We start from the raw sequence: 18,296 nt of genomic DNA on the forward strand, positions 1-18,296 counted from the left end.
CCCGACCCCGGCCCACCCCACACGCAGCGGCGCGGTGCCTGACCGCGCCGGGCAATCGGGCGGGAGGGCGGGGAAACCGCCCGCCGCAGGCGCAAACGACCCGCACACGAACACCGGGCACCAGCAAACCGCACCCCCCGCGAAACCTCAGCGGAGCGTCACCCCTCGCCCCCCAACTTCCCCTCCAGCCCCGCCACAAGCCCCGGCTCCAACCCCGCGAGCGCGGCCAGTTGCTGATGCGTCGCCCCCGCGGGAACCGGTCGCGGCGCCGGTGTCCGCAACGGCGGCTCCCACCCCCGCTCGGGCGTCCAGCGCCGGACGACCCGGGCCGGGGCGCCCGCCACCACGGAGTGGTCGGGGACCTCGCCCCGCACGATCGCCCCCGCCGCGACGACCACGTTCCGCCCGATCCGCGCCCCCGGCAGGATCACCGCGCCGGCGCCCAGCCAGCTCCCCGACCCGATCTCGACCGGCGCGGAGCGCGGCCACTGGCGGCCGATGGGCTCGTGCGGGTCGTCGTAGGAGTGGTTGTCGCTCGTGACGTACACATACGGGCCGCAGTAGACGTCGTCGCCGAAGACGACCGGCCGTGAGGCGATGACATGGCTGCCGCGGCCCAGCACGACGCCGTTGCCGAGCCGGACGACGGGGTCGGGGCCGAGGTCGAGGCCGGGCATCATCCCGGCCGTGAGGGTGACCTGTTCGCCGATGATGCAGCACTCGCCGAGGTGGATCCACCGCTCGCCGAAGATCGTCCCCTGCGGGAACGCCAGCCGGGTTCCCGCGCCGATCCGGCCGAAGCGCAGCGGCCCGGGGCGGTCGGCGGACACCGCGCCGGCGTTCTGGACCCATCGCCAGCCGCGGTGCACCAGACGCGAGACGGCGCGGCGGCGCCAGGCCGCCGCGGAGGAGAACAGGTTCTCGTTTTTCGGCACCCGCTCACCGTACCGAGGGCGCGGGCGCGCGGCCGGACGATCAGGTGTGATGTGCGCCGCGTCGGGTCCAGGCGACGGCGACCCGCGCGGCGAGCCGTACATTGCCGCGCACGGCGGCGAGGTTGGCCTCCAGACTGGCGCCGCCGGTGCGGTCGACGAGGTGCCCCAGCAGGAACGGGGTGACGGCCTGCCCGGTGACGCCCTCGCGTTCGGCGGCGGCGAGCGCCTCGGCGAGGACGCGGTCGTGGAGGGCCGGGTCCAGTTGCTCGTCCTCCGGCACGGGGTTGGCGAGGATCATCGCGGAGGGCGGGCCCTCGAGGTCGTCCTGGGCGGCCATGACGCACGCGGCCTCGTCGGGTGTGGTGACCGTCCAGTCGACGGGCTGCCCGGAGCGGCTGAGGTAGAAGCCGGGGAACTCCGCCGTCCGGTAGCCCACGACGGTGACCCCGAGGGTCTCCAGGCGCTGCAGGGTGGCGGGCACGTCGAGGATCGACTTCACCCCGGCGCAGACGACGGTGATCCGGGTCCCGGCGAGCAGCCGCAGGTCGGCGGACTCGTCCTGCTCGTCGGTCCAGCCGCGGTGGACGCCGCCCAGTCCGCCGGTGGCGAAGACCCGCAGCCCGGCGCGGGCGGCCAGGTAGGCGGTGGCGGAGACGGTGGTGGCGCCGCTCGCGCCGGTGGCGACGGCGACGGGGAGGTCGCGGTGGCCGAGCTTGCGCATCCCCTCGTCGTCGGCGATGCGCTCCAGGCCCTTCTCGTCGAGCCCGATGCGGGGCACCCCGTCCAGCACCGCGATCGTCGCGGGAACGGCGCCGGCCTCGCGCACGGCGGCCTCGAGTTCCAGCGCGACCGCGTGGTTGCGGGGGCGCGGCAGGCCGTGGGAGATGATCGTCGACTCGAGGGCGACGATCGGGGCACCCGTTTCCAGCGCGATGATCACGTCATCGGAGAACTTCAGCACGCTCTACGCGCTACCCGCCCCGCGATCGGCGCAATCACCGGACTACGGTGGCCCCCATGACGGAGAGAGCCTTGATCGCGGACGTCGCGGGGCGCACGCCCCGCCTTGATCCCGCCGCCTTCGCCGCGCCGACCTCGGTGGTCCTCGGCGACGTGACGCTGGCCGCCGGCGCGAGCGTCTGGTACCACGCGGTGCTGCGCGGCGACTGCGAGTCGATCGCCGTGGGCGCGGGCAGCAACATCCAGGACAACTCCACGGTGCACGCCGACCCCGGGTTCCCGGCGGTGATCGGCGCGGGCGTGACGGTGGGGCACAACGCGGTCCTGCACGGGTGCGTCGTCGAGGACGACGTCCTGGTCGGCATGGGCGCGACGGTCCTCAACGGCGCGCACATCGGTACCGGCTCGCTGATCGCGGCGGGCGCGCTCGTCCCGCAGGGCATGCGGGTGCCGCCGGGCTCACTGGTGGCGGGCGTGCCGGCGAAGGTGCGCCGTGAGCTGACCACCGAGGAGCGGGAGATGGTGCGGATCAACGCCGAGCACTACGTGCAGCTCGCGGAGGCCCACCGGGCCGCCTTCGCGCGGGACTGACGCCTCGCTTCAGTCCGCGGCCGCCGCCACGGCCTCCGCCTCGGGCGCGGCCGCGTGGGCCTCGGCGGCGGCCTTCGCCCGGCGGCGTACGACGAGGAACGAGCCGAGGCCGATCAGCACGGCGGCCGCCAGACCGAGCCAGGAGAACCGCTTGAGCCACGGCTCGGCGACGATGCCGACGTAGTAGATGACGGCCGTGGTGCCGCCCGCCCAGACGATGCCGCCGAGGACGTTGGCGACGAGAAACTTCCAGTACGGCATCTTCAGCACGCCCGACAGCGGGCCGGCGAAGATCCGCAGCAGCGCCACGAAGCGCCCGAAGAACACCGCCCACATGCCCCAGCGTGTGAACGACGCCTCGGCGGTCGCGATGTGCGCCGGCGAGAAGTGCTTGGGGAAACGCCGGCCGAGCCTCTCCAGCATCGGCCGGCCGCCGCGGCGGCCGATGGCGTAGCCGATGGAGTCGCCGATGATCGCGCCCGCGGAGGCGCAGACACCGACGATCCAGGGGTCGACGTGCCCCTGGGAGGCCAGCAGGGCCGAGCTGACGAGGATGATCTCGCCCGGCAGCGGGATGCCCAGGCTCTCCAGGCCGATGACGAGGCCCACCAGCAGGTAGACGCTGACCGGCGGGATCGTGCCGAGCCACTCCTGGACGTGCAAGGCCGCTTCCTCCCCCTAGGGCGGTCGGATGTCGGTCGGCGCGCCGGTGCGCGCACGTCGTTGCAGCGTAGCCGACCCGGCCCCGTCCCCGTGCCGCTCGAGCCCGGTCACCGCGGCGGGCACCGGGCAGGGGAGGCCGGCACGTGGCGGAGGTCACGGGCGGCGACAACGTCGTGCCCCGCGCGCGCACGGGGCGACCGGCGTCACGTCCGCGGAATCGTGCGCGCGCCCGGGGAATTCGACCGGCGCGGGTCCGAACTCCTCCCCCGCGTCCCGTGGGTTCCGCCGGGCCCGGGGCCGCTTCCCGCCGGACGGGGCCGGTTCCCACGGCTCCAGGATGTTGCGCGCGCTGGCGGCGGCACGGGAACGGCCCCGCCCGCCCCGCGGGCCCGGACGGGTCACCGGGGAGCTACTGCCCGGCGCCGCTCAGGAGTTGGGGCGGAGGGTCCAGACGATGTTCATCTCGCCCGTGACGGCGCCGTCCTCGCGGCGGATCGCCACGGTGACGGGGAACTCGGGGCGCTCGCCCTTGTCGAGTTCGGCGACCACGTCGGCGGCCGGACGGCCGAGCTCGGCCGTGGCGGTGACCGGGCCCATCGCGAGCTTCTTGTAGCCGATCTCCGCCCGGACGGCCAGCGGGACGGCGCGGGAGAGCTGGTCGGCGAAGGCGGCCAGGACGATGGCACCGCTCGCGGTCTCGGCGAGGGTGAACATCGCGCCGGCGTGGGGGCCGCCGACGTGGTTGTGATATGCGGGCTGGTCGGGGAGGCGGACCACGGCGCGCTCCGCGGTGGTCTCCAGGAACTCGATGCTGAGGGTGGCGGCCATCGGCACGGTGGCCGCCATCAGCTCGCCTATCTGGGGCTGGTTCTCGGACATGGCCGGATGTTACCAGCAAGTAATGAACGCTTCCATGGCACCGCGGGCGCTCAACCCCTAGTGTTTCCAGCCATGTGGCCAGGACAGCAGCAGCCGGGGGGACCGCAGCATCCGCAGCAGCCCCCACAGAACCAGCCTCCATGGCAGCACCAGCCGCCCTCCCCTTACCAGCCGCACCAGCACCCGGCCTACCAGCAGCCCCCGCAGATGTGGGGTCCGCAGCCGCCGCACGGTGGGCCGACCCCGCCCGGGGGACGCCGGGGCGCGGTGATCGCGGTCTCGGTCGTGGCGGCCGTCGCGGTGATCGCCGCCGGTGTGCTCGTCGCCGTGAAGCTCACCGGGGACGACGGGAAGCAGCCCCAGGCCGGACCGTCCGCGAGCGGCTCCCCGCTCGCCACCGCGACCGCCTCGGACTCCCCCGCCCCCACGCCCTCCGTGTCGGAGAGCGAGGCGGGCCCGGGCCCGGACGACGCCCGCGGCAACCCGGGCGAGGACACCATCAAGCCCGTCGTGGCCGGCTGGCAGACCGTCGTGCGCAGTGACATGGGCGTCGCCTACGACGTCCCCAAGGGCTGGACGGTGAAGCCGACCGGCCTGCTCATCGGCTACGAGTGGGACGGCAACCGCGTGGCCACCGGCGGCGCGGCCCTCCTCGACGAGAAGTGGTGCGGCACCGACGAACGCGGCCTCGCGGGGGTGAAGGGCGGCAAGGGCGCCAAGAGCCTCAAGACCGCGGCGGCGAACGATGCCTACAACTGGGCGTACGCCAAGTACAACAAGGCCGGAGACGCCAAGCTCACCGAGACCGCGCCCCGCGCGTACACCAACGCCCAGGGGGTGAGCGGCTGGACCGCCTCCACGCGGGCGACCGGCATGAAGGGCAAGTGCGCCGCCGACGGCACCTCGTACAGCTTCACCTTCCTCGACAAGGGCAAGGAGGTCCGCTCCTGGCTCCTGATCGTGGACCGCGGTTACGCGGGCGCGCCCGACACGAGGACGGTCGACAAGATCCGCGACAGCGTCCGGCTCGTCGGCTGAGGCGGCCTGTCGGGACGGTCGAGCCCGGTCGAGCCGGTCGACCGGAAACCGGTTTGCCAAAGACCGGCCCAGCGACGATAGTCCCCGGGTGAACCGCGACATTTCCCCCCGGCTGCGCTTCCCGCCCTGGGCAGGCCGCAACTTCCGGCTGCTCGCCGCCTCCGCCTTCGTGACGGGGCTCGGCGCGTCGGGCGCCGTCGTGGCATCGGCGTTCGCGGTGCTCCACGTCGGTGGCAGCGGTACGGACATCGGCCTGGTCGCGGCCGCGCGGACGGTTCCCCTCGTCGTCTTCCTGCTCATCGGCGGCGCGGTCGCGGACCGGCTGCCGCGGCACCGGGTCATGGTCGCGGCCAACTGCCTCAACGCCATCTCGCAGGGCCTGTTCGCGGCACTGGTGCTGACGGGCCGGGCCGAGATCTGGCACATGGCGGTGCTGTCCGCGCTGGGCGGCACCGGGCAGGCCTTCTTCGCCCCCGCCAACGAGGGGATGCTGCTGTCGACCGTCGACTCCGCCCACGCGGGGCGCGCCTTCGCGGTGTTCCGGCTCGGGGTCAACGGCGCGAACGTCGGCGGTGCGGCGCTCGCCGGTGCGTTGGTCGCCCTCGCGGGGCCGGGCTGGGTGCTGGCGCTGGACGCCGCCTGCTTCGCGGTCGCGGCCGGGCTCCGCTCGCTGCTGCGGGTGTCCCCGGCGGCGCTGCGCGACACGGCCGGGCGGCACGGCGGCGGTCTGCTGCGCGATCTGCGCGACGGCTGGCGGGAGTTCGCCTCGCGACGCTGGCTGTGGGGCATCGTCGTGCAGTTCTCCGTGGTCAACGCCGTGATCACGGCCTCCGAGGCGGTGTACGGCCCGCTCGTCGCCCGGGAGAACCTCGGCGGGGCCGGGCCGTGGGGCGCGGCGCTCGCCGCGTTCGGCGTGGGGAATCTGCTGGGCGGGCTGCTGATGCTGCGCTGGCGGCCGCGCCGCATCCTGCTCGCCGGTGTGCTGTGCGTCTTCCCGTTCTCGCTGCCCGCCGCCGCGCTGGCCCTCGCGCTCCCGGTGCCGTTGCTGGCCTGCGCGATGCTGCTCGCGGGCGTCTCCATCGAGGTGTTCGGCGTCAACTGGATGATGGCGCTGCACCAGGAGATCCCGGAGGACAAGCTCTCCCGCGTCGCGGCCTACGACTGGTTCGGCTCGGTCTCCATGATGCCGATCGGCACGGCCCTGGCCGGCCCGGCCGCGGGCGCCTTCGGACTCTACGGGGCGCTGTGGGGCTGCGCGGGCCTGACGGTGCTGCTCACCGGAGCCGTGCTCACCCTGCCCGAGGTGCGGCGGCTGCGGCGCCAGGACGACCCCGAGGCCGGGCGGACCGTCGCGCGCGGCGGTCAACCGTCTGACGGTCAGCCGTCGGGTCGCCAGCCGTCGGATGGTCGGCCGACAGGCGGTCAGCCGACGCCGAAGGAGCCGTCGGGAGGGATCGGCGAGGGCACCGCGTCCTTGTCGTAGACCGGCCGGGCCCCCCGCCCGAACACCTCCAGCGCGTCGCCGTCCACCACGCGGGCGGGGAAGGCGTCCGCGGCGGTGCGCCGCGCGATGCGGTCCACCGGCAACTCGGCGCGGCTCGCGGCCAGCACGGTGTTGCCGAAGCGGCGGCCCCGCAGCACGCCCGGCTCGGCGATCAGGCACACCTCGCCGAAGACCTCGCGCAGGCCCGCGATCTGCGGCCGCAGGAAGTCGAAGGGAGCGGAGTCGGCCAGGTTCGCCAGGTACAGCCCGCCGGGGCGCAGCACCCGGGCCGCCTCGGTGACGAACTCGTACGAGGTCAGGTGCGCGGGCACCCGCGAGCCGCCGAAGACGTCCGCCACGACGACGTCCGCCGAGGCGTCCGGGGCGCCCTCGAGCCAGACGCGGGCGTCGTCCGTCGCGACCGCCACCCCGTCCCCGGCGCGCCCCAGGGGGAGCCGGGTGGCGACCAGCGCCGCGAGCGCCCGGTCGGCCTCCACCACCCGCTGCCGCGACCCGGGCCGGGTCGCGGCGGCGTAGCGGGGCAGGGTCAGCGCGCCGCCGCCCAGATGCACGATGTCCAGCGGTTCGCCCTCGGGGGCGGCCGCGTCCAGCACGCAGGCCAGGCGTCGCGCGTACTCGAACTCCAGGTACGTCGGATCGTCGAGGTCCACATACGACTGCGGGGCCCCGTCGACCGTGAGCAGCCAGCCCGCGGGCCGGTCCACGTCCGGCATCAGCCGGGCCGCGCCGAAGTCCACGTCCTGCGCCACGGGTATGCGTTCGTCGTCCTCCACGCGGCAATTGTCCCAGCACACGGAGGGGTCCGGGGGCGGAACCCCCGGACCCCTCCCTCACTCGGCGAGCGCCGTGACGGTGCCCGCGCCGACGGTGCGGCCGCCCTCGCGGATGGCGAAGCCGAGCCCGGGCTCCAGCGGCACCGGCCTGCCCAGCTCGACCGTCATGTCGACGGTCGCCCCCGGCAGGGCCGCGCCCGTCTCGCCCAGGTCCACGCCGCCGACGACGTCCGCGGTACGGACGTGGAACTGCGGGCGGTAGCCGCTGGCGATCCCGGTGCGCCGCCCGCCCTCGGCGGCCGGCAGCAGGTGGACCCGCGCGCGGAACCGGCGGCTCGGCGTGACGCTGCCCGGCGCGGCCACCACGTGGCCCCTGCGGACCACGTCGCGGGCCACACCGCGCAGCAGCAGCGCCACGTTGTCGCCGGCCTGTGCCTCGTCCATCGGCTTGCCGAAGGTCTCCAGGCCGGTCACCACGCTCGTCGTCTCCGCGCCGAGCACCTCGACGCGGTCGCCGACCCGGATCGTGCCCCGCTCCACGGCGCCGGTGACGACCGTGCCGCGCCCGGTGATGGTCAGCACGTTCTCCACCGGCAGCAGGAAGGGGGCGTCGGTGTAGCGGTGGGGCATCGGCACATGGGTGTCGACCGCGTCGAGCAGCGCCTCGATCGCCGCCGTCCACCGCGGGTCGCCCTCCAGTGCCCGCAGGCCCGACACCCGTACGACGGGCAGCGTGTCGCCCGGGTAGCCCTGGGCGGACAGCAGCTCGCGCACCTCCAGCTCGACCAGGTCGGTCAGCTCGGGGTCGCCCGCGTCGGCCTTGTTGAGCGCCACGACGATGTGCTCGACGCCGACCTGGCGGGCGAGCAGCACGTGCTCGGCGGTCTGCGGCATCACTCCGTCGAGCGCGGAGACGACCAGGATCGCCCCGTCGAGCTGGGCCGCGCCCGTGATCATGTTCTTCACGTAGTCGGCGTGACCGGGCATGTCGACGTGCGCGTAGTGCCGGGTGTCGGTCTCGTACTCGACGTGCGCGATGGTGATGGTGATCCCCCGCGCGGCCTCCTCCGGGGCCTTGTCGATCCGGTCGAACGGCACGAAGGCGGCGGAGCCGCGGGCGCTGAGCACCTTGGTGATGGCGGCGGTCAGCGTGGTCTTGCCGTGGTCGACGTGGCCCATCGTCCCGATGTTCAGATGCGGCTTGGTGCGCTGGTATGCCTGCTTGGGCATGGTGCTTCCTCGGTAAGTCGATTCATCGCTATGCGTACGGGACCCCTGGACCGCGCCGACCCTCCCCCTGCGGGGTCCGCGGGACTGTCCGGGAAGGGTCAGATTCGGGCGCCGCCGAACGCGTTGGCCGAGAAAGCCTGGGCCGGGGCAGCCTGCAGCGCGTCCGCGACTGCGGACGTATCTGCGCTGAAGGCGTACCGGAACATGTCGTCGATGATCGGTGAGTCCGGGCCCGCCGGTCCAGCGGTTTTCGCGGCGAGCCCGTCCTGCCGGCCCGCGGCCCGGCGGCCGGCACCGCGACAAGGGCGGTGAGGGGATCCGGAACCCGTCCGGCGGCGCGGCGGCGACCCCGTCCCATGTGGTGCCGGTCGAGGGCGCGTTGGGCGTCCCTCCGGCAACGGGCCGCCGGAGGACGACAGGCGGCGCGCATCGATCCCGCGGCCCCCGGGACGATCGTCGTCCCCCTCCGCGGCGACGGCCGGGGGGGTGATCAGGGACGCCCGGGGGTGCCTGTCGGACGACGGCGCCCGCGACGCGCCACTGCGCGAGAGGGCACTCCGGGGCGCGTCATGCCCCGGCGGCGCGGGCGAGGACGTAGCAGCGCCGCGTCTGCGCCTCCTGCGGGTAGGGAGCGCGCTCCAGCCTCGCCTCCACCTCGAACCCGGCGCCGGCCAGCGCCCGCACGACCGTTCCCGGGGCGTGGAAATGGAAGTCGACGTCGACCTCGTGCCCCCACCACTGCGTCAGGCGCCTGGTCTCCGTCCCGACGTGGAAGGCCGCCAGGAGCCGGCCGGAGGGCCGCAGCACGCGTCGCATCTCGCCGAAGGCCGGACGCAGTTCGCCCGGCGGCAGATGGATCACCGAGTACAGCGCGACGGCCGCGCCGAACTCCCCGTCCGCCGCGGGCAGACGCAGCAGGTCGCCCTCGCGGAACTCCGCCTCCGGGCAGGCGCGGCGCGCGAGCGCGACCATCCCCGGCGAGAGGTCCACGCCGACCGACCGCAGCCCGCGTCCGGTCAGCCACGCCGTGACGTGGCCGGGGCCGCAGCCGAGGTCCGCGACGGGCGCGCCGTCCGCCGTCTGCTCCGCGAGGGCGGCCAGCAGGGCCCGGTCCAGCGGCTTGTGCTCGAGTTCGCCCCAGAGGCGGTCCCGGTACTCCCCGGCCACGGTGTCGTAGCTGCGGCGTACCCGGCCGCGGTCGCCGGTCCCGCTCACAGGTGCTTCGCCGCCTCTCGTACCGAGAGCGGCGACAGCCGTTCCCCGGCTTCGGCGAGGAACGCCCGCACGGCCGCCGGGTCGGTGCGGGCGTACTCGCGCAGCGCCCAGCCGATCGCCTTGCGGATGAAGAAGTCCCGGTGCTCCGCCTGCCGCAGGCAGTAGCGGAAGAGCCGCCCGGCGTCGGTGTCGGCCTTGTACGTCAGCTGGTGCAGCAGCGCGGTGCGGGCGAGCCAGAGGTCCTCGCCGGTGATCCACTCGTCCATCGTGTCCACCAGCGCGGGGTCGGCGGCGACGAGCCGTCCGACGACATGGGCGGCGAGCAGGTCGACGGTGTCCCACCACGGGTCCGCAGAGATCAGGTGGCGGGCCGTGCCGAGGAAGTCCGAGGAGCAGCGGCCCACATGACGGCGCAGGTAGTCGACGGCGAAGTAGCGGTACTCGCGTTCCGGCAGGGCCCAGCAGCGCAGCGCCACGGCCGCGCAGTCGGCCTCGTCCGGGCGCGGGATGCCCGCCAGCACGGCGCGGGACAGGGTACGCCGGGCGGGCGTCGCGATGCCGAGGAACGGGAACGCCCCCCGCATGTACGCCGCCGCCGAGGCGGCCCGCACCGGGTCCGCGGCGGCGCCGTACGCCGAGGTCAGGCGCGGCAGTACGAGATCGGCGAGGGCACTGTCCGGCACGACCGGGGCGGGAGGGGCCATGGCCATACGGTACGCGGCCGCACCGGAGCGACACCCTCCTCGGCTAGGCTCGCGGGATGTCCGAGGTCACGGTCCTGTCCCACCCTCGCTCGCGCCTGGCGTCGTGGGCCCGGCTGGCGCTGCTGGTCGCCCTGCTGTCCGGGGCCGCGACCTCGGTGATGGTCTGGGACCCCCAGCGGCTGCTCGCGCACGGCTGGCCCGCGCAACTCACGGGAGCGGCCGCCGTGGTGCTCTTCGCCGCGGGCTACGGGCTCTGCGCCCTCGCCTTCGTGCCGCGGCCCCTGCTCAACGTGGGCGCCGGAGCGCTCTTCGGGGCCCAGGCCGGGCTCCCCGCGGCCCTCGCCGGCACGGTCCTCGGCGCCGGCCTCGCCTTCGTCCTGGGCCGCCTCCTCGGACGGGACGCGCTCCGTCCACTGCTGCGCGGCCGGGTACTGCTCGCGGCGGACCGCCAGCTCAGCGAGCACGGGTTCCGCACCATGCTGGCGATGCGGCTCTTCCCCGGTGTGCCGTTCGCGGCGGCCAACTACAGCGCGGCGGTCTCACAGATGCGTCTCGCGCCGTTCCTGCTGGCCACGGCGCTGGGCAGCGTGCCGAACACGGCGGCGTACGTCATCGCGGGCAGCCGCGCCGCGACGCCCACCTCCCCGGTCTTCCTCATCGCGATGGGCTTCATCGCCCTCACCGGCCTCGCCGCCGTCGTCCTCGCCGCCCGCACCCGCCGCAAGCGGTGACCCCGCGGGGGTTCCGGCACGCGGCACCGGCCGGCCGGGGCACGAGCGGGTACGCGTACGGGAGGGGAGGCAGCCGGTGGGAAGCCTGCTGACCGGGGTCTCCCGGATCCGCTGGGGCGCACTGCGCGACGCGCTGGGGGCTCCCGCCGGAAGCGTCCCGCCGTTGCTCTCCCGCATCGCGTACGGGGACGCCGGCACCGGTCGCGCGGCCGTCGACGAGCTGGGCGACGCCGTCTGCGCCCTGGGGTTCGTCGTCGGCGAGGCGACGGCCCCTACCGTCCCGTTCCTCCTGGAGCTGATCGCGGCCCCGCACCAGTCGTGCACGGCGGAGGTGCTGGAACTGCTGGAGAGGATCCTGCGGACCGATACCTGGCACGCCTCGGCCGCGGCGGCAGGCCGCCCCGAGCACGGCGCCTTCCGGCAGCAACCCCTGTGGGAGGTCGCGTCGCGGGCCGCGGTGAACGCGGGCCGGCCGGTCGTCGAAGTCGTCGCCGGGTCGATCCGGCCGGACGAGGCCGAAGCCGCGCGGCGACTGCTGCGGGCGATGGACGAGGTACGGCCGTTCCCGGAACTCCGGGCGGCGAGGTCGCCTGCCGGACGTGGTGTTCGCCGGCCGGGGTGAGCGCGCAGGACGTTCCCGTCCGCCCGTCGGCACCGTCCCGCCACGGGCCCCGCACCGCGGGGCGGCTCCCGGTCGGGCGCCCGGATCGAGGGGGGAAGGCGGGTCGGGCGGCCGGCCGGGACGGCGGTCTCGGGTCCCGCCGGACCGCCCCGCGGCAGGCCCAGTCAACCCCCTGCCCGCCGGGCCCGGGAAGCGTGTGCGGCCTTCGGCGTTGGGCGTGCGCTTCACACCCCGTGTGAACGGTCCGGCGCTACCATGCCCGCACCGGGCCACATTGGGGGCGGTCATGGTCGAACCGAACATCCTGCTCGACGCGTTGCTCTCCGAAGCGGGGCTGTCGCACGCGGGCCTGGCGGCACGCGTGAACGCGGCGGGCCGGGCGTCCGGCCTGGCACTGCGTTACGACCGCACCGCCGTGACCCGCTGGATCGGCGGTCAGCGCCCCCGCGGCGACGTTCCCGACCTGATCCGGCGGGTGCTGTGCCGCGAGGTCCGCCGCCCCCTCGCCCTCGGCGACATCGGGATGCCGCCCCGCGCCGCGCACGGCCGCGCCACGGCCCCGCTCCCCGCGTTCGTGGACACCGCCACCGCGCTGTGGCGGTCCGACGAGCGCCGCCGCCCGGCCGTCCGCAACGCCGTACCCCTCACCGGCACGGAGGCGGTCATCCCGGTGTGGGAGTGGGAGAACCCGCCGGAGGACCGGGATGTCTCCCGTGGCGGCCGGGACCACGTCGGCATGGCGGACGTGGCGATGCTGCGCGCAGCGCGCTCGCACTTCGAGGGGCTGTACCGCAGCGCGGGCGGCGTGGCCACGCGCGAGCGGATCACCGGCTTCCTCACCGCCGAGGCCGCCCCCATGCTGCGCGGTGCGTACAGCGACGCCGTGGGGCGCCGGTTGCACCACGCCGTCGCGGGCCTGGTCGGCATCGCGGGCATCTGCGCCTACGACGCCGACGCCTACGGACTCGCGCAGCGCTACTTCCACCAGGCGCTGCGCCTGGCGAAGGCCTCGGGCGACCGCCGCCTGGGGGCCTGCGTCGTGGGGATGCTGGTCTACCAGTCGCTGTGGCTGCGGGACTTCCGCCAGGCCGTCGCCTTCGCCGAGGCCGCCCTGCGCAGCGCGGGCCCGGCCATCACGCCGGCCCTCGCCGCGGACCTCTACGCGATGCAGGCCAAGGCGTACGGGCGGTTGGGCGACCCGGCGGGCGTGACGCGCTGCGCCCGGCTGGCGGAGGCCGCGGAGAGCCGGATCCTCGCCGCGGAGGAGCCGGCGGAGACCGGCTACGTGCAGCCGGGCCTGGTGGACGTGCAGTTGGCGGAGGCGCACCTCGGCCTGGGCGCCCTCGGCCCGGCCCGTGCGCACGCCGCGCGGGCGGCCGCGCTCCCGGCGCATCCGCGCGGACGGGTGCACCGGCTGGCAGTGCTGGCCCATGTGGAGTTGCGCAGGGGCCGGGCGGACGAGGCGGCGGCGCTGGCCGCGGCGATGGTCGAAGAGGGACGGGGGATGGAGTCCCTCCGGCTGCGGGACCGTTTCCGGGAGGTGCGCCGGCATCTGGCCGCCTGTGACGGCGCGGAGTCCGTACGGGCCGTCGAGTTGCTGGACGACGCGCTGCGCGTGCCGCTGTGACCCGCGCCGTGCTGCGATGGAGCCGGCACCGACACGGCGGGAGGCGGCGGCATCGTGGAGTGGACGAACCTCGGGGAGCACACGGTGTACGAGAACAGATGGTTCCGGGTGAACCTCGCCGACGTGGAACTGCCCGACGGGCGCCGACTCGACCACTACGTGATCCGGCTCCGCCCGGTCGCCGTGGCGACCGCCGTCAACGCGGACGACGAGGTGCTGCTGCTGTGGCGGCACCGGTTCATCACCGACAGCTGGGGCTGGGAGCTGGCGGCCGGGGTGGTGGAGGACGGGGAGTCGATCCGGGCGGCCGCCGCCCGCGAGATGCTGGAGGAGACCGGCTGGCGGCCCGGGCCCCTGCGGCACCTGCTGACGCTGGAGCCGTCCAACGGCCTGACCGACGCGACCCACCACGTCTACTGGGCCGAGGAGGCGGTCTACACCGGTCGCCCCGAGGACGACTTCGAGTCCGACCGGCGTGAGTGGGTCCCCCTGAAGGCCGTGCCCGACATGGTCGCCCAGGGCGAGGTACCGGCCGCCAACATGGCGGCCGCGCTGCTCATGCTGCACGCGATCCGTGTCTGCGGATAGGCGTCCGCGTGCCCGGGCCCGTCCTTCCGTCCCTTTTCCGTTTCCGCTTCTGCTTCCGTTCGCGTTCGCGTTTGCGTTTGCGCCCGCGCGCGACCCGGGATCGGCGCCGCGGCGAGTGACCTGAGCGGTATTCCGGCGACGGCTCGCCGGGCCGCCGGAATTCCGGTCCGGGCGATACATCCGGGGAATCGCTCGAGATCCACGACTTTGCCGGTACGGCTCGCGGGGGCCGCCGGAATTCGGCCATGGGTATGCGCGGTTCCTGTTCCGAAGAACGATGCCGCCGGGCCCCTCCCGATACTTTGGTATAGGAGTCTTCGAAGGATCCCCCGCATGTTTTGATGCGCGCCGGAACGCCGCTTACGGTTGCGTGCGTGATCGATGTGAGACGGGCCCTGCACGAACGGCCGCGGCTCGTGGACGCGGGCGTGGTCGTCGCGGCGGCCGGGTTGACGGTGTTCGTGATGCGGGTCCGGCAGTCCGGCGTGTCCGTGTACCCGCAGGTGTCCAGCGGCGCCGACCTCGTCTGGCTGCTGCCCGCCGGCTTCCCGGTCCGAGGGAGCGCGGTTCCCCTGCTGGCCTGCGTGGCCCTCTACTGGCGCAGGCGGTGGCCGGTCGCGCTGGCGCTGGTCCTCGTGGCGCTGACGGTGGTCTGGCCCGTGGTGGTCCCGCTGCTGGTGGCACTCTTCACCGTGGCCGGCACCCGCTCCACGCGCACCACGCTCCGGGTCACCGGCGCGGCCCTGCTCCCCGTCGCGGGGTATCTCGCCCTGGCCCCGTACAAGGGACCGCTCACCGTGGCCACGGCCGTGTCCGCCGCCGCCGTCGTCGCGGGAGCGGTCGGCTGGGGTCTGTACGTCTCGGGTGTGCGGGAGCGGGCGGCGCGGGCGGAACAGGAGGCCGATCTGCGCGCGGAGCAGGCCCGGCAGCACGCCCGGGAGGAGATCGCGCGGGAGATGCACGACGTACTGGCGCACCGGCTGACGCTGCTCAGCGTGCACGCCGGGGCACTGGAATTCCACCCCACCGCCTCGCCGGCGCAAGTGGCCGAGGCCGCCGCTGTGATCCGGCAGAGTGCCGGCCAGGCGCTGGAGGATCTGCAGGACGTGCTCCGTGTGCTGCGCGCCCCCACCGTCAGCCCGCACGCCGAGCCCCCGCAACCCGCCTTGGGCGACATGGACCGGCTGATCGAGGAGACACGCGCCGCCGGGGCCGCCGTGGAGGTGCACCGGGACACCGAGGACCTGACCACCATGGACCCCACCACGAGCCGCGCCGCGTACCGGATTCTCCAGGAAGCCCTCACCAACCATCGCAAGCACGCGCCGCAGGGCCCGCTGAGCCTGTCGCTGTCCGGCGGCGCCCACGAGGGACTGACCATCACCGCCCGCAACCCGGTGCGGCCGGAGCGCGGTGCGCAGCCCGCGGGAGCGGGTCAGGGGCTGATCGGGATGAACGAACGAGCGGCCCTCAGCGGCGGCAGCATGCGCCGCGTCCTCACCCCCACCGAGTTCTCCCTCGAGGTCTGGCTGCCATGGACCAGGTGACCCGCGTCCTCATCGTGGACGACGACCCGCTGGTGCGCTCCGGCCTGCGGCTGATGCTGTCGGGCGCGGAGGAGATCGAGGTGGTCGCCGAGGCGGCTGACGGGGCGGAGGTGCTGCCGCTCGTCGACGAGCACCATCCCGACCTGGTCCTCATGGACATCCGGATGCCCCGGACGGACGGCCTGACGGCGACCGCCGAACTCCGCCGCTTGCCCCGGCCGCCCGAGGTGCTGATCCTGACCACGTTCACGACCGACGGCTACGTCCTGGAGGCGCTGCGAGCCGGTGCGGCGGGCTACGTCCTCAAGCACACGCCACCCGCCCAGATCATCGCCGCGATCCGGAATGTGGTCGCCGGTGAACCGGTTCTCTCGCCGGCCGCCGTCAAGCAACTGATCAGCGCCGTCACCGGCGGCGGGAACGAGACCGCGCCCGCACGGCACGACGACCGGTCCGAGGCGGCCCGGCTCGTCGCGCTCCTGGGAGAGCGCGAACGGGAGGTGGCCCTCGCCGTGGCGCAGGGCAAGACCAACGCCGAGATCTCGGCCGCGCTCTACATGAGCGTCCCCACGGTCAAGGCGCACGTGTCCCACATCCTCACCAAGCTGGATCTGAACAACCGGGTCCAGATCGCCCTGGTGGTGTACCGGGCGGGCCTCGTCTGACCCCGGGGACAGGCCCTTGGGCCGGTGGGTGCGTGCTGGTGCGGGTGGGTGGTTGGGCTCTCGCGCCGTCTCGCTCCCTTCGGTCGCAAAGCGGCGGGCTGCGGATGGGAGGGTGGGGGCCATGCCTCGTCGGCGGTGTGCGGGTCGGTGGACGGCGGGGGTTCAGGCTCCGGAGCGGGGCCGGTTGTTCGCGGGGTGCCGGTCTCGTCGCCGTCCGCGGGTAGAGATGGCTGGTTGCCACGCCCACTCCCGGTGGTGGGCGCGCCCGCCGTAACCGGCGACTGCGGCTGATTCGGGGTGCTGACGACGGGTGGGCGGGACATCGGGCTCGCTTTCGCCGACATGTTCGGCGGAACAGAGCCCGATCTTTGAGCCAGGGAAGATCGGGCCCGCTTTCGCCGACTATGTCGGCGGAGCAGAGCCCGATCTCGGAAAGCCACCCGCCGAACGCGCCACCTGCCGGGGAATCACCCGCAGACGCAGGTCACGGCGGGCGCGCCACCCACGAACGGTAGGCGTGGAAGCGGCCATCTCTACGCGCGGACGGCAACGAGACCCGGGCCACCGGAAAGGCCACCCGCTCCGGAGCCTGAACACCCGCCACGTACCCACCCGCACACCGCCGACGAGGCCCGGGCCCCCACCCTCCCATCCGCAGCCGGCCGCTTTGCGACCGAAGGGAGCGAGACGGCGGGACAGCCGAACACCGGGCCCGGCACGAACACCGGCACCAACACCCACACCGGCACCGGCACCGGCACCGCCGGAACCGACATCTGACCGTCGCACCCGCCGAGCGCGCCTGCGCCGCGCCTTACCCCTGGGTGACGCCCGGCCAGTCGGCGTAGCGGATGCGGGAGATCTCCAGCACCTCGCCGGTCGTGCCCCACTCGTCCTTGCCGAGGCGGGCCAGCGGGCGGAGCCTGCGCACGTCGGGGTGGCCCTCGGCCATCGCGGCCTCGGACACGGCGGCGTGGACCACGCGCCCGAAGACCACGGTCGAGTCGCCGAGGGTGACCGTGCTGTGCAGTTCGCACTCCAGGGCGACCGGCGAGGCCGCCACGCGGGGCGGTTTCACGGCGTGGCTGGGTTCGCGTGCGATGCCGACCGCGTCGAACTCGCTGACGCCGCGCGGGAAGTCGGTGCCGGTGGCGTTGATCTGCTCGAAGAGGTGCTCGGGTGCGAGGTTCACCACGAACTGCCGGGTCTCCTCGATGTTGCGCAGCGAGTCCTTCCGCCCCACCGAGGTGAACTGCACGATCGGCGGGCTGACGCACGCGACGGTGAAGAAGGAGTGCGGTGCGAGGTTGGCCGTCCCCGCCTCGCTGAGCGTCGAGACCCAGGCGATGGGGCGCGGGACGACCACCGAGGTCAGAAGCTTGTAGAACGGGGTCCGGCCCATGGCGTCGGGATCGAAGTCGATACGCATGGCGCCCAGTATCCCGGTCGCCGTCGGCTCCCGGTCACCAGGACACCTCGCGGATGGTCGCCTTGCTCTGCGGGGTGGTGGTGGCGACGATCTCGGAGCGGTGCCGGTCCCCGGAGAAGGTGACCGTGAGCTGCTGCGCCCCGTCGCGCCGGGTGGAGACGGTGAACCCGCTGGCGGGGACGGCGGAGACCAGGCAGACGGCGTTCTCGCCGAAGCGCACGGAGGCCTGCCCGCCCTGGGACTGCAGGGTGTGGACTCCGGCGCCGCCGGTGCCGCAGTCGACGGGCGTGGCGGACGGGCGGACGGTGGGGGTGGGCGGCGCGGTGGTGGCCGGCCGGACCGGGGTCCGGGTGGGCCGGCGCATGGTGGGGCTCGGGGTGCGCTTCGCGGCGGGGGACGCCGTGGCGGAGCGGGAGGGGCCGGGCTTCGCGGCGGACGGGCTGCTCGCGGCGAGCGCGCTCTCCGGGACGTCCCGCGCGACCGGCGGGGTCGGGCGTGTCGAGCCCACCACGAAGCCCACGGTGAGCATGACCGCCGTCACGCTGACCGCGGTGCACGACAGCCATATGACGACGTAGCGCAGGTACCGGGGCAC

The 18,296-nt window shown here is 74.5% G+C and carries 19 protein-coding genes; 9 read left to right on the top strand and 10 right to left on the bottom strand.

Annotated elements, in window-relative coordinates:
- Positions 1–158: 158 nt before the first annotated feature.
- Both AB0F62_RS19735 and AB0F62_RS19740 read right to left on the bottom strand, forming a co-directional pair.
- Entirely contained in the window at positions 159–935 is a 777-nt protein-coding gene (locus tag AB0F62_RS19735) for an acyltransferase (protein WP_361800230.1), read from the bottom strand.
- Between the two features lie 40 nt (positions 936–975).
- Positions 976–1,896, bottom strand: coding sequence for a pseudouridine-5'-phosphate glycosidase (locus AB0F62_RS19740; RefSeq protein WP_361800233.1), 921 nt, complete (start codon positions 1,894–1,896; stop codon positions 976–978).
- 56 nt (positions 1,897–1,952) lie between these two features.
- On the opposite strand from AB0F62_RS19740, the gene AB0F62_RS19745 reads away from it, so the two are divergent.
- On the top strand, positions 1,953–2,486 hold the full coding sequence (locus AB0F62_RS19745; RefSeq protein ID WP_361800236.1) for a gamma carbonic anhydrase family protein: 534 nt from the start codon (positions 1,953–1,955) through the stop codon (positions 2,484–2,486).
- Between the two features lie 9 nt (positions 2,487–2,495).
- Here the strand turns inward: AB0F62_RS19745 and AB0F62_RS19750 are convergent, their stop codons facing one another.
- Together AB0F62_RS19750 and AB0F62_RS19755 are read right to left on the bottom strand one after the other, a co-directional pair.
- Positions 2,496–3,149, bottom strand: coding sequence for a DedA family protein (locus AB0F62_RS19750; protein ID WP_361800239.1), 654 nt, complete (start codon positions 3,147–3,149; stop codon positions 2,496–2,498).
- Positions 3,150–3,575: 426 nt separating this feature from the next.
- The gene (locus AB0F62_RS19755) at positions 3,576–4,028 is read right to left on the bottom strand and encodes a DUF4442 domain-containing protein (protein ID WP_361800242.1); all 453 of its coding nucleotides are present in this window, start codon (positions 4,026–4,028) and stop codon (positions 3,576–3,578) included.
- A 72-nt stretch (positions 4,029–4,100) separates the two neighbouring features.
- On the opposite strand from AB0F62_RS19755, the gene AB0F62_RS19760 reads away from it, so the two are divergent.
- On the top strand, positions 4,101–5,066 hold the full coding sequence (locus AB0F62_RS19760) for a hypothetical protein (protein WP_361800245.1): 966 nt from the start codon (positions 4,101–4,103) through the stop codon (positions 5,064–5,066).
- A gap of 88 nt (positions 5,067–5,154) precedes the next feature.
- Entirely contained in the window at positions 5,155–6,549 is a 1,395-nt protein-coding gene (locus AB0F62_RS19765; protein ID WP_361800248.1) for an MFS transporter, read from the top strand.
- On the opposite strand, the gene AB0F62_RS19770 is transcribed toward AB0F62_RS19765, so the two are convergent.
- The 4 genes from AB0F62_RS19770 to AB0F62_RS19785 all read right to left on the bottom strand — a co-directional run bounded on the left by AB0F62_RS19770 (position 6,489) and on the right by AB0F62_RS19785 (position 10,498).
- Positions 6,489–7,283 carry a fused MFS/spermidine synthase gene (locus AB0F62_RS19770; RefSeq protein ID WP_361800481.1) on the bottom strand — a complete coding sequence of 265 codons (795 nt, stop codon included), beginning with the start codon at positions 7,281–7,283 and terminating at the stop codon, positions 6,489–6,491. The two genes, AB0F62_RS19765 and AB0F62_RS19770, sit on opposite strands and share 61 nt — an antisense overlap.
- A 117-nt stretch (positions 7,284–7,400) precedes the next feature.
- The gene (gene tuf, locus AB0F62_RS19775) at positions 7,401–8,573 is read right to left on the bottom strand and encodes an elongation factor Tu (RefSeq protein ID WP_361800251.1); all 1,173 of its coding nucleotides are present in this window, start codon (positions 8,571–8,573) and stop codon (positions 7,401–7,403) included.
- A gap of 567 nt (positions 8,574–9,140) precedes the next feature.
- The gene (locus tag AB0F62_RS19780; RefSeq protein ID WP_361800254.1) at positions 9,141–9,788 is read right to left on the bottom strand and encodes a methyltransferase domain-containing protein; all 648 of its coding nucleotides are present in this window, start codon (positions 9,786–9,788) and stop codon (positions 9,141–9,143) included.
- Positions 9,785–10,498: a DNA alkylation repair protein gene (locus tag AB0F62_RS19785; protein WP_361800257.1), complete on the bottom strand. Its 714-nt coding sequence runs from the start codon at positions 10,496–10,498 to the stop codon at positions 9,785–9,787. Before AB0F62_RS19785 ends, AB0F62_RS19780 begins: the two co-directional genes overlap by 4 nt.
- 50 nt (positions 10,499–10,548) lie before the next feature.
- Between AB0F62_RS19785 and AB0F62_RS19790 the strand changes: the two genes are divergently transcribed.
- From AB0F62_RS19790 to AB0F62_RS19815, 6 genes are all read left to right on the top strand, one after another.
- Positions 10,549–11,223, top strand: coding sequence for a TVP38/TMEM64 family protein (locus tag AB0F62_RS19790; protein ID WP_361800260.1), 675 nt, complete (start codon positions 10,549–10,551; stop codon positions 11,221–11,223).
- Between the two features lie 76 nt (positions 11,224–11,299).
- Positions 11,300–11,845: a hypothetical protein gene (locus AB0F62_RS19795; protein ID WP_361800263.1), complete on the top strand. Its 546-nt coding sequence runs from the start codon at positions 11,300–11,302 to the stop codon at positions 11,843–11,845.
- A gap of 286 nt (positions 11,846–12,131) precedes the next feature.
- Positions 12,132–13,472 (top strand): transcriptional regulator, encoded by a 1,341-nt coding sequence (locus AB0F62_RS19800; RefSeq protein WP_361800266.1) that lies wholly within the window; start codon positions 12,132–12,134, stop codon positions 13,470–13,472.
- 54 nt (positions 13,473–13,526) lie between these two features.
- Positions 13,527–14,060, top strand: coding sequence for an NUDIX hydrolase (locus AB0F62_RS19805; protein ID WP_361800269.1), 534 nt, complete (start codon positions 13,527–13,529; stop codon positions 14,058–14,060).
- 374 nt (positions 14,061–14,434) lie between these two features.
- Complete coding sequence (locus tag AB0F62_RS19810) at positions 14,435–15,607, top strand: histidine kinase (RefSeq protein ID WP_361800272.1); 1,173 nt, start codon at positions 14,435–14,437, stop codon at positions 15,605–15,607.
- Positions 15,595–16,272 carry a response regulator transcription factor gene (locus AB0F62_RS19815; protein WP_361800275.1) on the top strand — a complete coding sequence of 226 codons (678 nt, stop codon included), beginning with the start codon at positions 15,595–15,597 and terminating at the stop codon, positions 16,270–16,272. The genes AB0F62_RS19810 and AB0F62_RS19815 overlap by 13 nt, the downstream gene beginning before the upstream one ends.
- 814 nt (positions 16,273–17,086) lie before the next feature.
- Here AB0F62_RS19815 and AB0F62_RS19820 read toward each other — a convergent pair.
- Entirely contained in the window at positions 17,087–17,701 is a 615-nt protein-coding gene (locus AB0F62_RS19820) for a flavin reductase family protein (RefSeq protein WP_361800278.1), read from the bottom strand.
- A 34-nt stretch (positions 17,702–17,735) separates the two neighbouring features.
- Positions 17,736–18,296, bottom strand: coding sequence for a hypothetical protein (locus AB0F62_RS19825; protein WP_361800281.1), 561 nt, complete (start codon positions 18,294–18,296; stop codon positions 17,736–17,738).

Origin of the sequence: Streptomyces sp. NPDC026673 (assembly GCF_040638135.1) — a bacterium.
Taxonomy (GTDB): Bacteria; Actinomycetota; Actinomycetes; order Streptomycetales; family Streptomycetaceae; genus Actinacidiphila.

Coding starts and splice junctions, on each gene's coding strand:
- AB0F62_RS19745 (WP_361800236.1), top strand. CDS start 1,953: ATGACGGAGAGAGCCTTGATCGCGGACGTCGCGGGGCGCACGCCCCGC.
- AB0F62_RS19755 (WP_361800242.1), bottom strand. CDS start 4,028: ATGTCCGAGAACCAGCCCCAGATAGGCGAGCTGATGGCGGCCACCGTG.
- AB0F62_RS19760 (WP_361800245.1), top strand. CDS start 4,101: ATGTGGCCAGGACAGCAGCAGCCGGGGGGACCGCAGCATCCGCAGCAG.
- AB0F62_RS19770 (WP_361800481.1), bottom strand. CDS start 7,283: ATGCCGGACGTGGACCGGCCCGCGGGCTGGCTGCTCACGGTCGACGGG.
- tuf (WP_361800251.1), bottom strand. CDS start 8,573: ATGCCCAAGCAGGCATACCAGCGCACCAAGCCGCATCTGAACATCGGG.
- AB0F62_RS19785 (WP_361800257.1), bottom strand. CDS start 10,498: ATGGCCATGGCCCCTCCCGCCCCGGTCGTGCCGGACAGTGCCCTCGCC.
- AB0F62_RS19790 (WP_361800260.1), top strand. CDS start 10,549: ATGTCCGAGGTCACGGTCCTGTCCCACCCTCGCTCGCGCCTGGCGTCG.
- AB0F62_RS19800 (WP_361800266.1), top strand. CDS start 12,132: ATGGTCGAACCGAACATCCTGCTCGACGCGTTGCTCTCCGAAGCGGGG.
- AB0F62_RS19815 (WP_361800275.1), top strand. CDS start 15,595: ATGGACCAGGTGACCCGCGTCCTCATCGTGGACGACGACCCGCTGGTG.
- AB0F62_RS19820 (WP_361800278.1), bottom strand. CDS start 17,701: ATGCGTATCGACTTCGATCCCGACGCCATGGGCCGGACCCCGTTCTAC.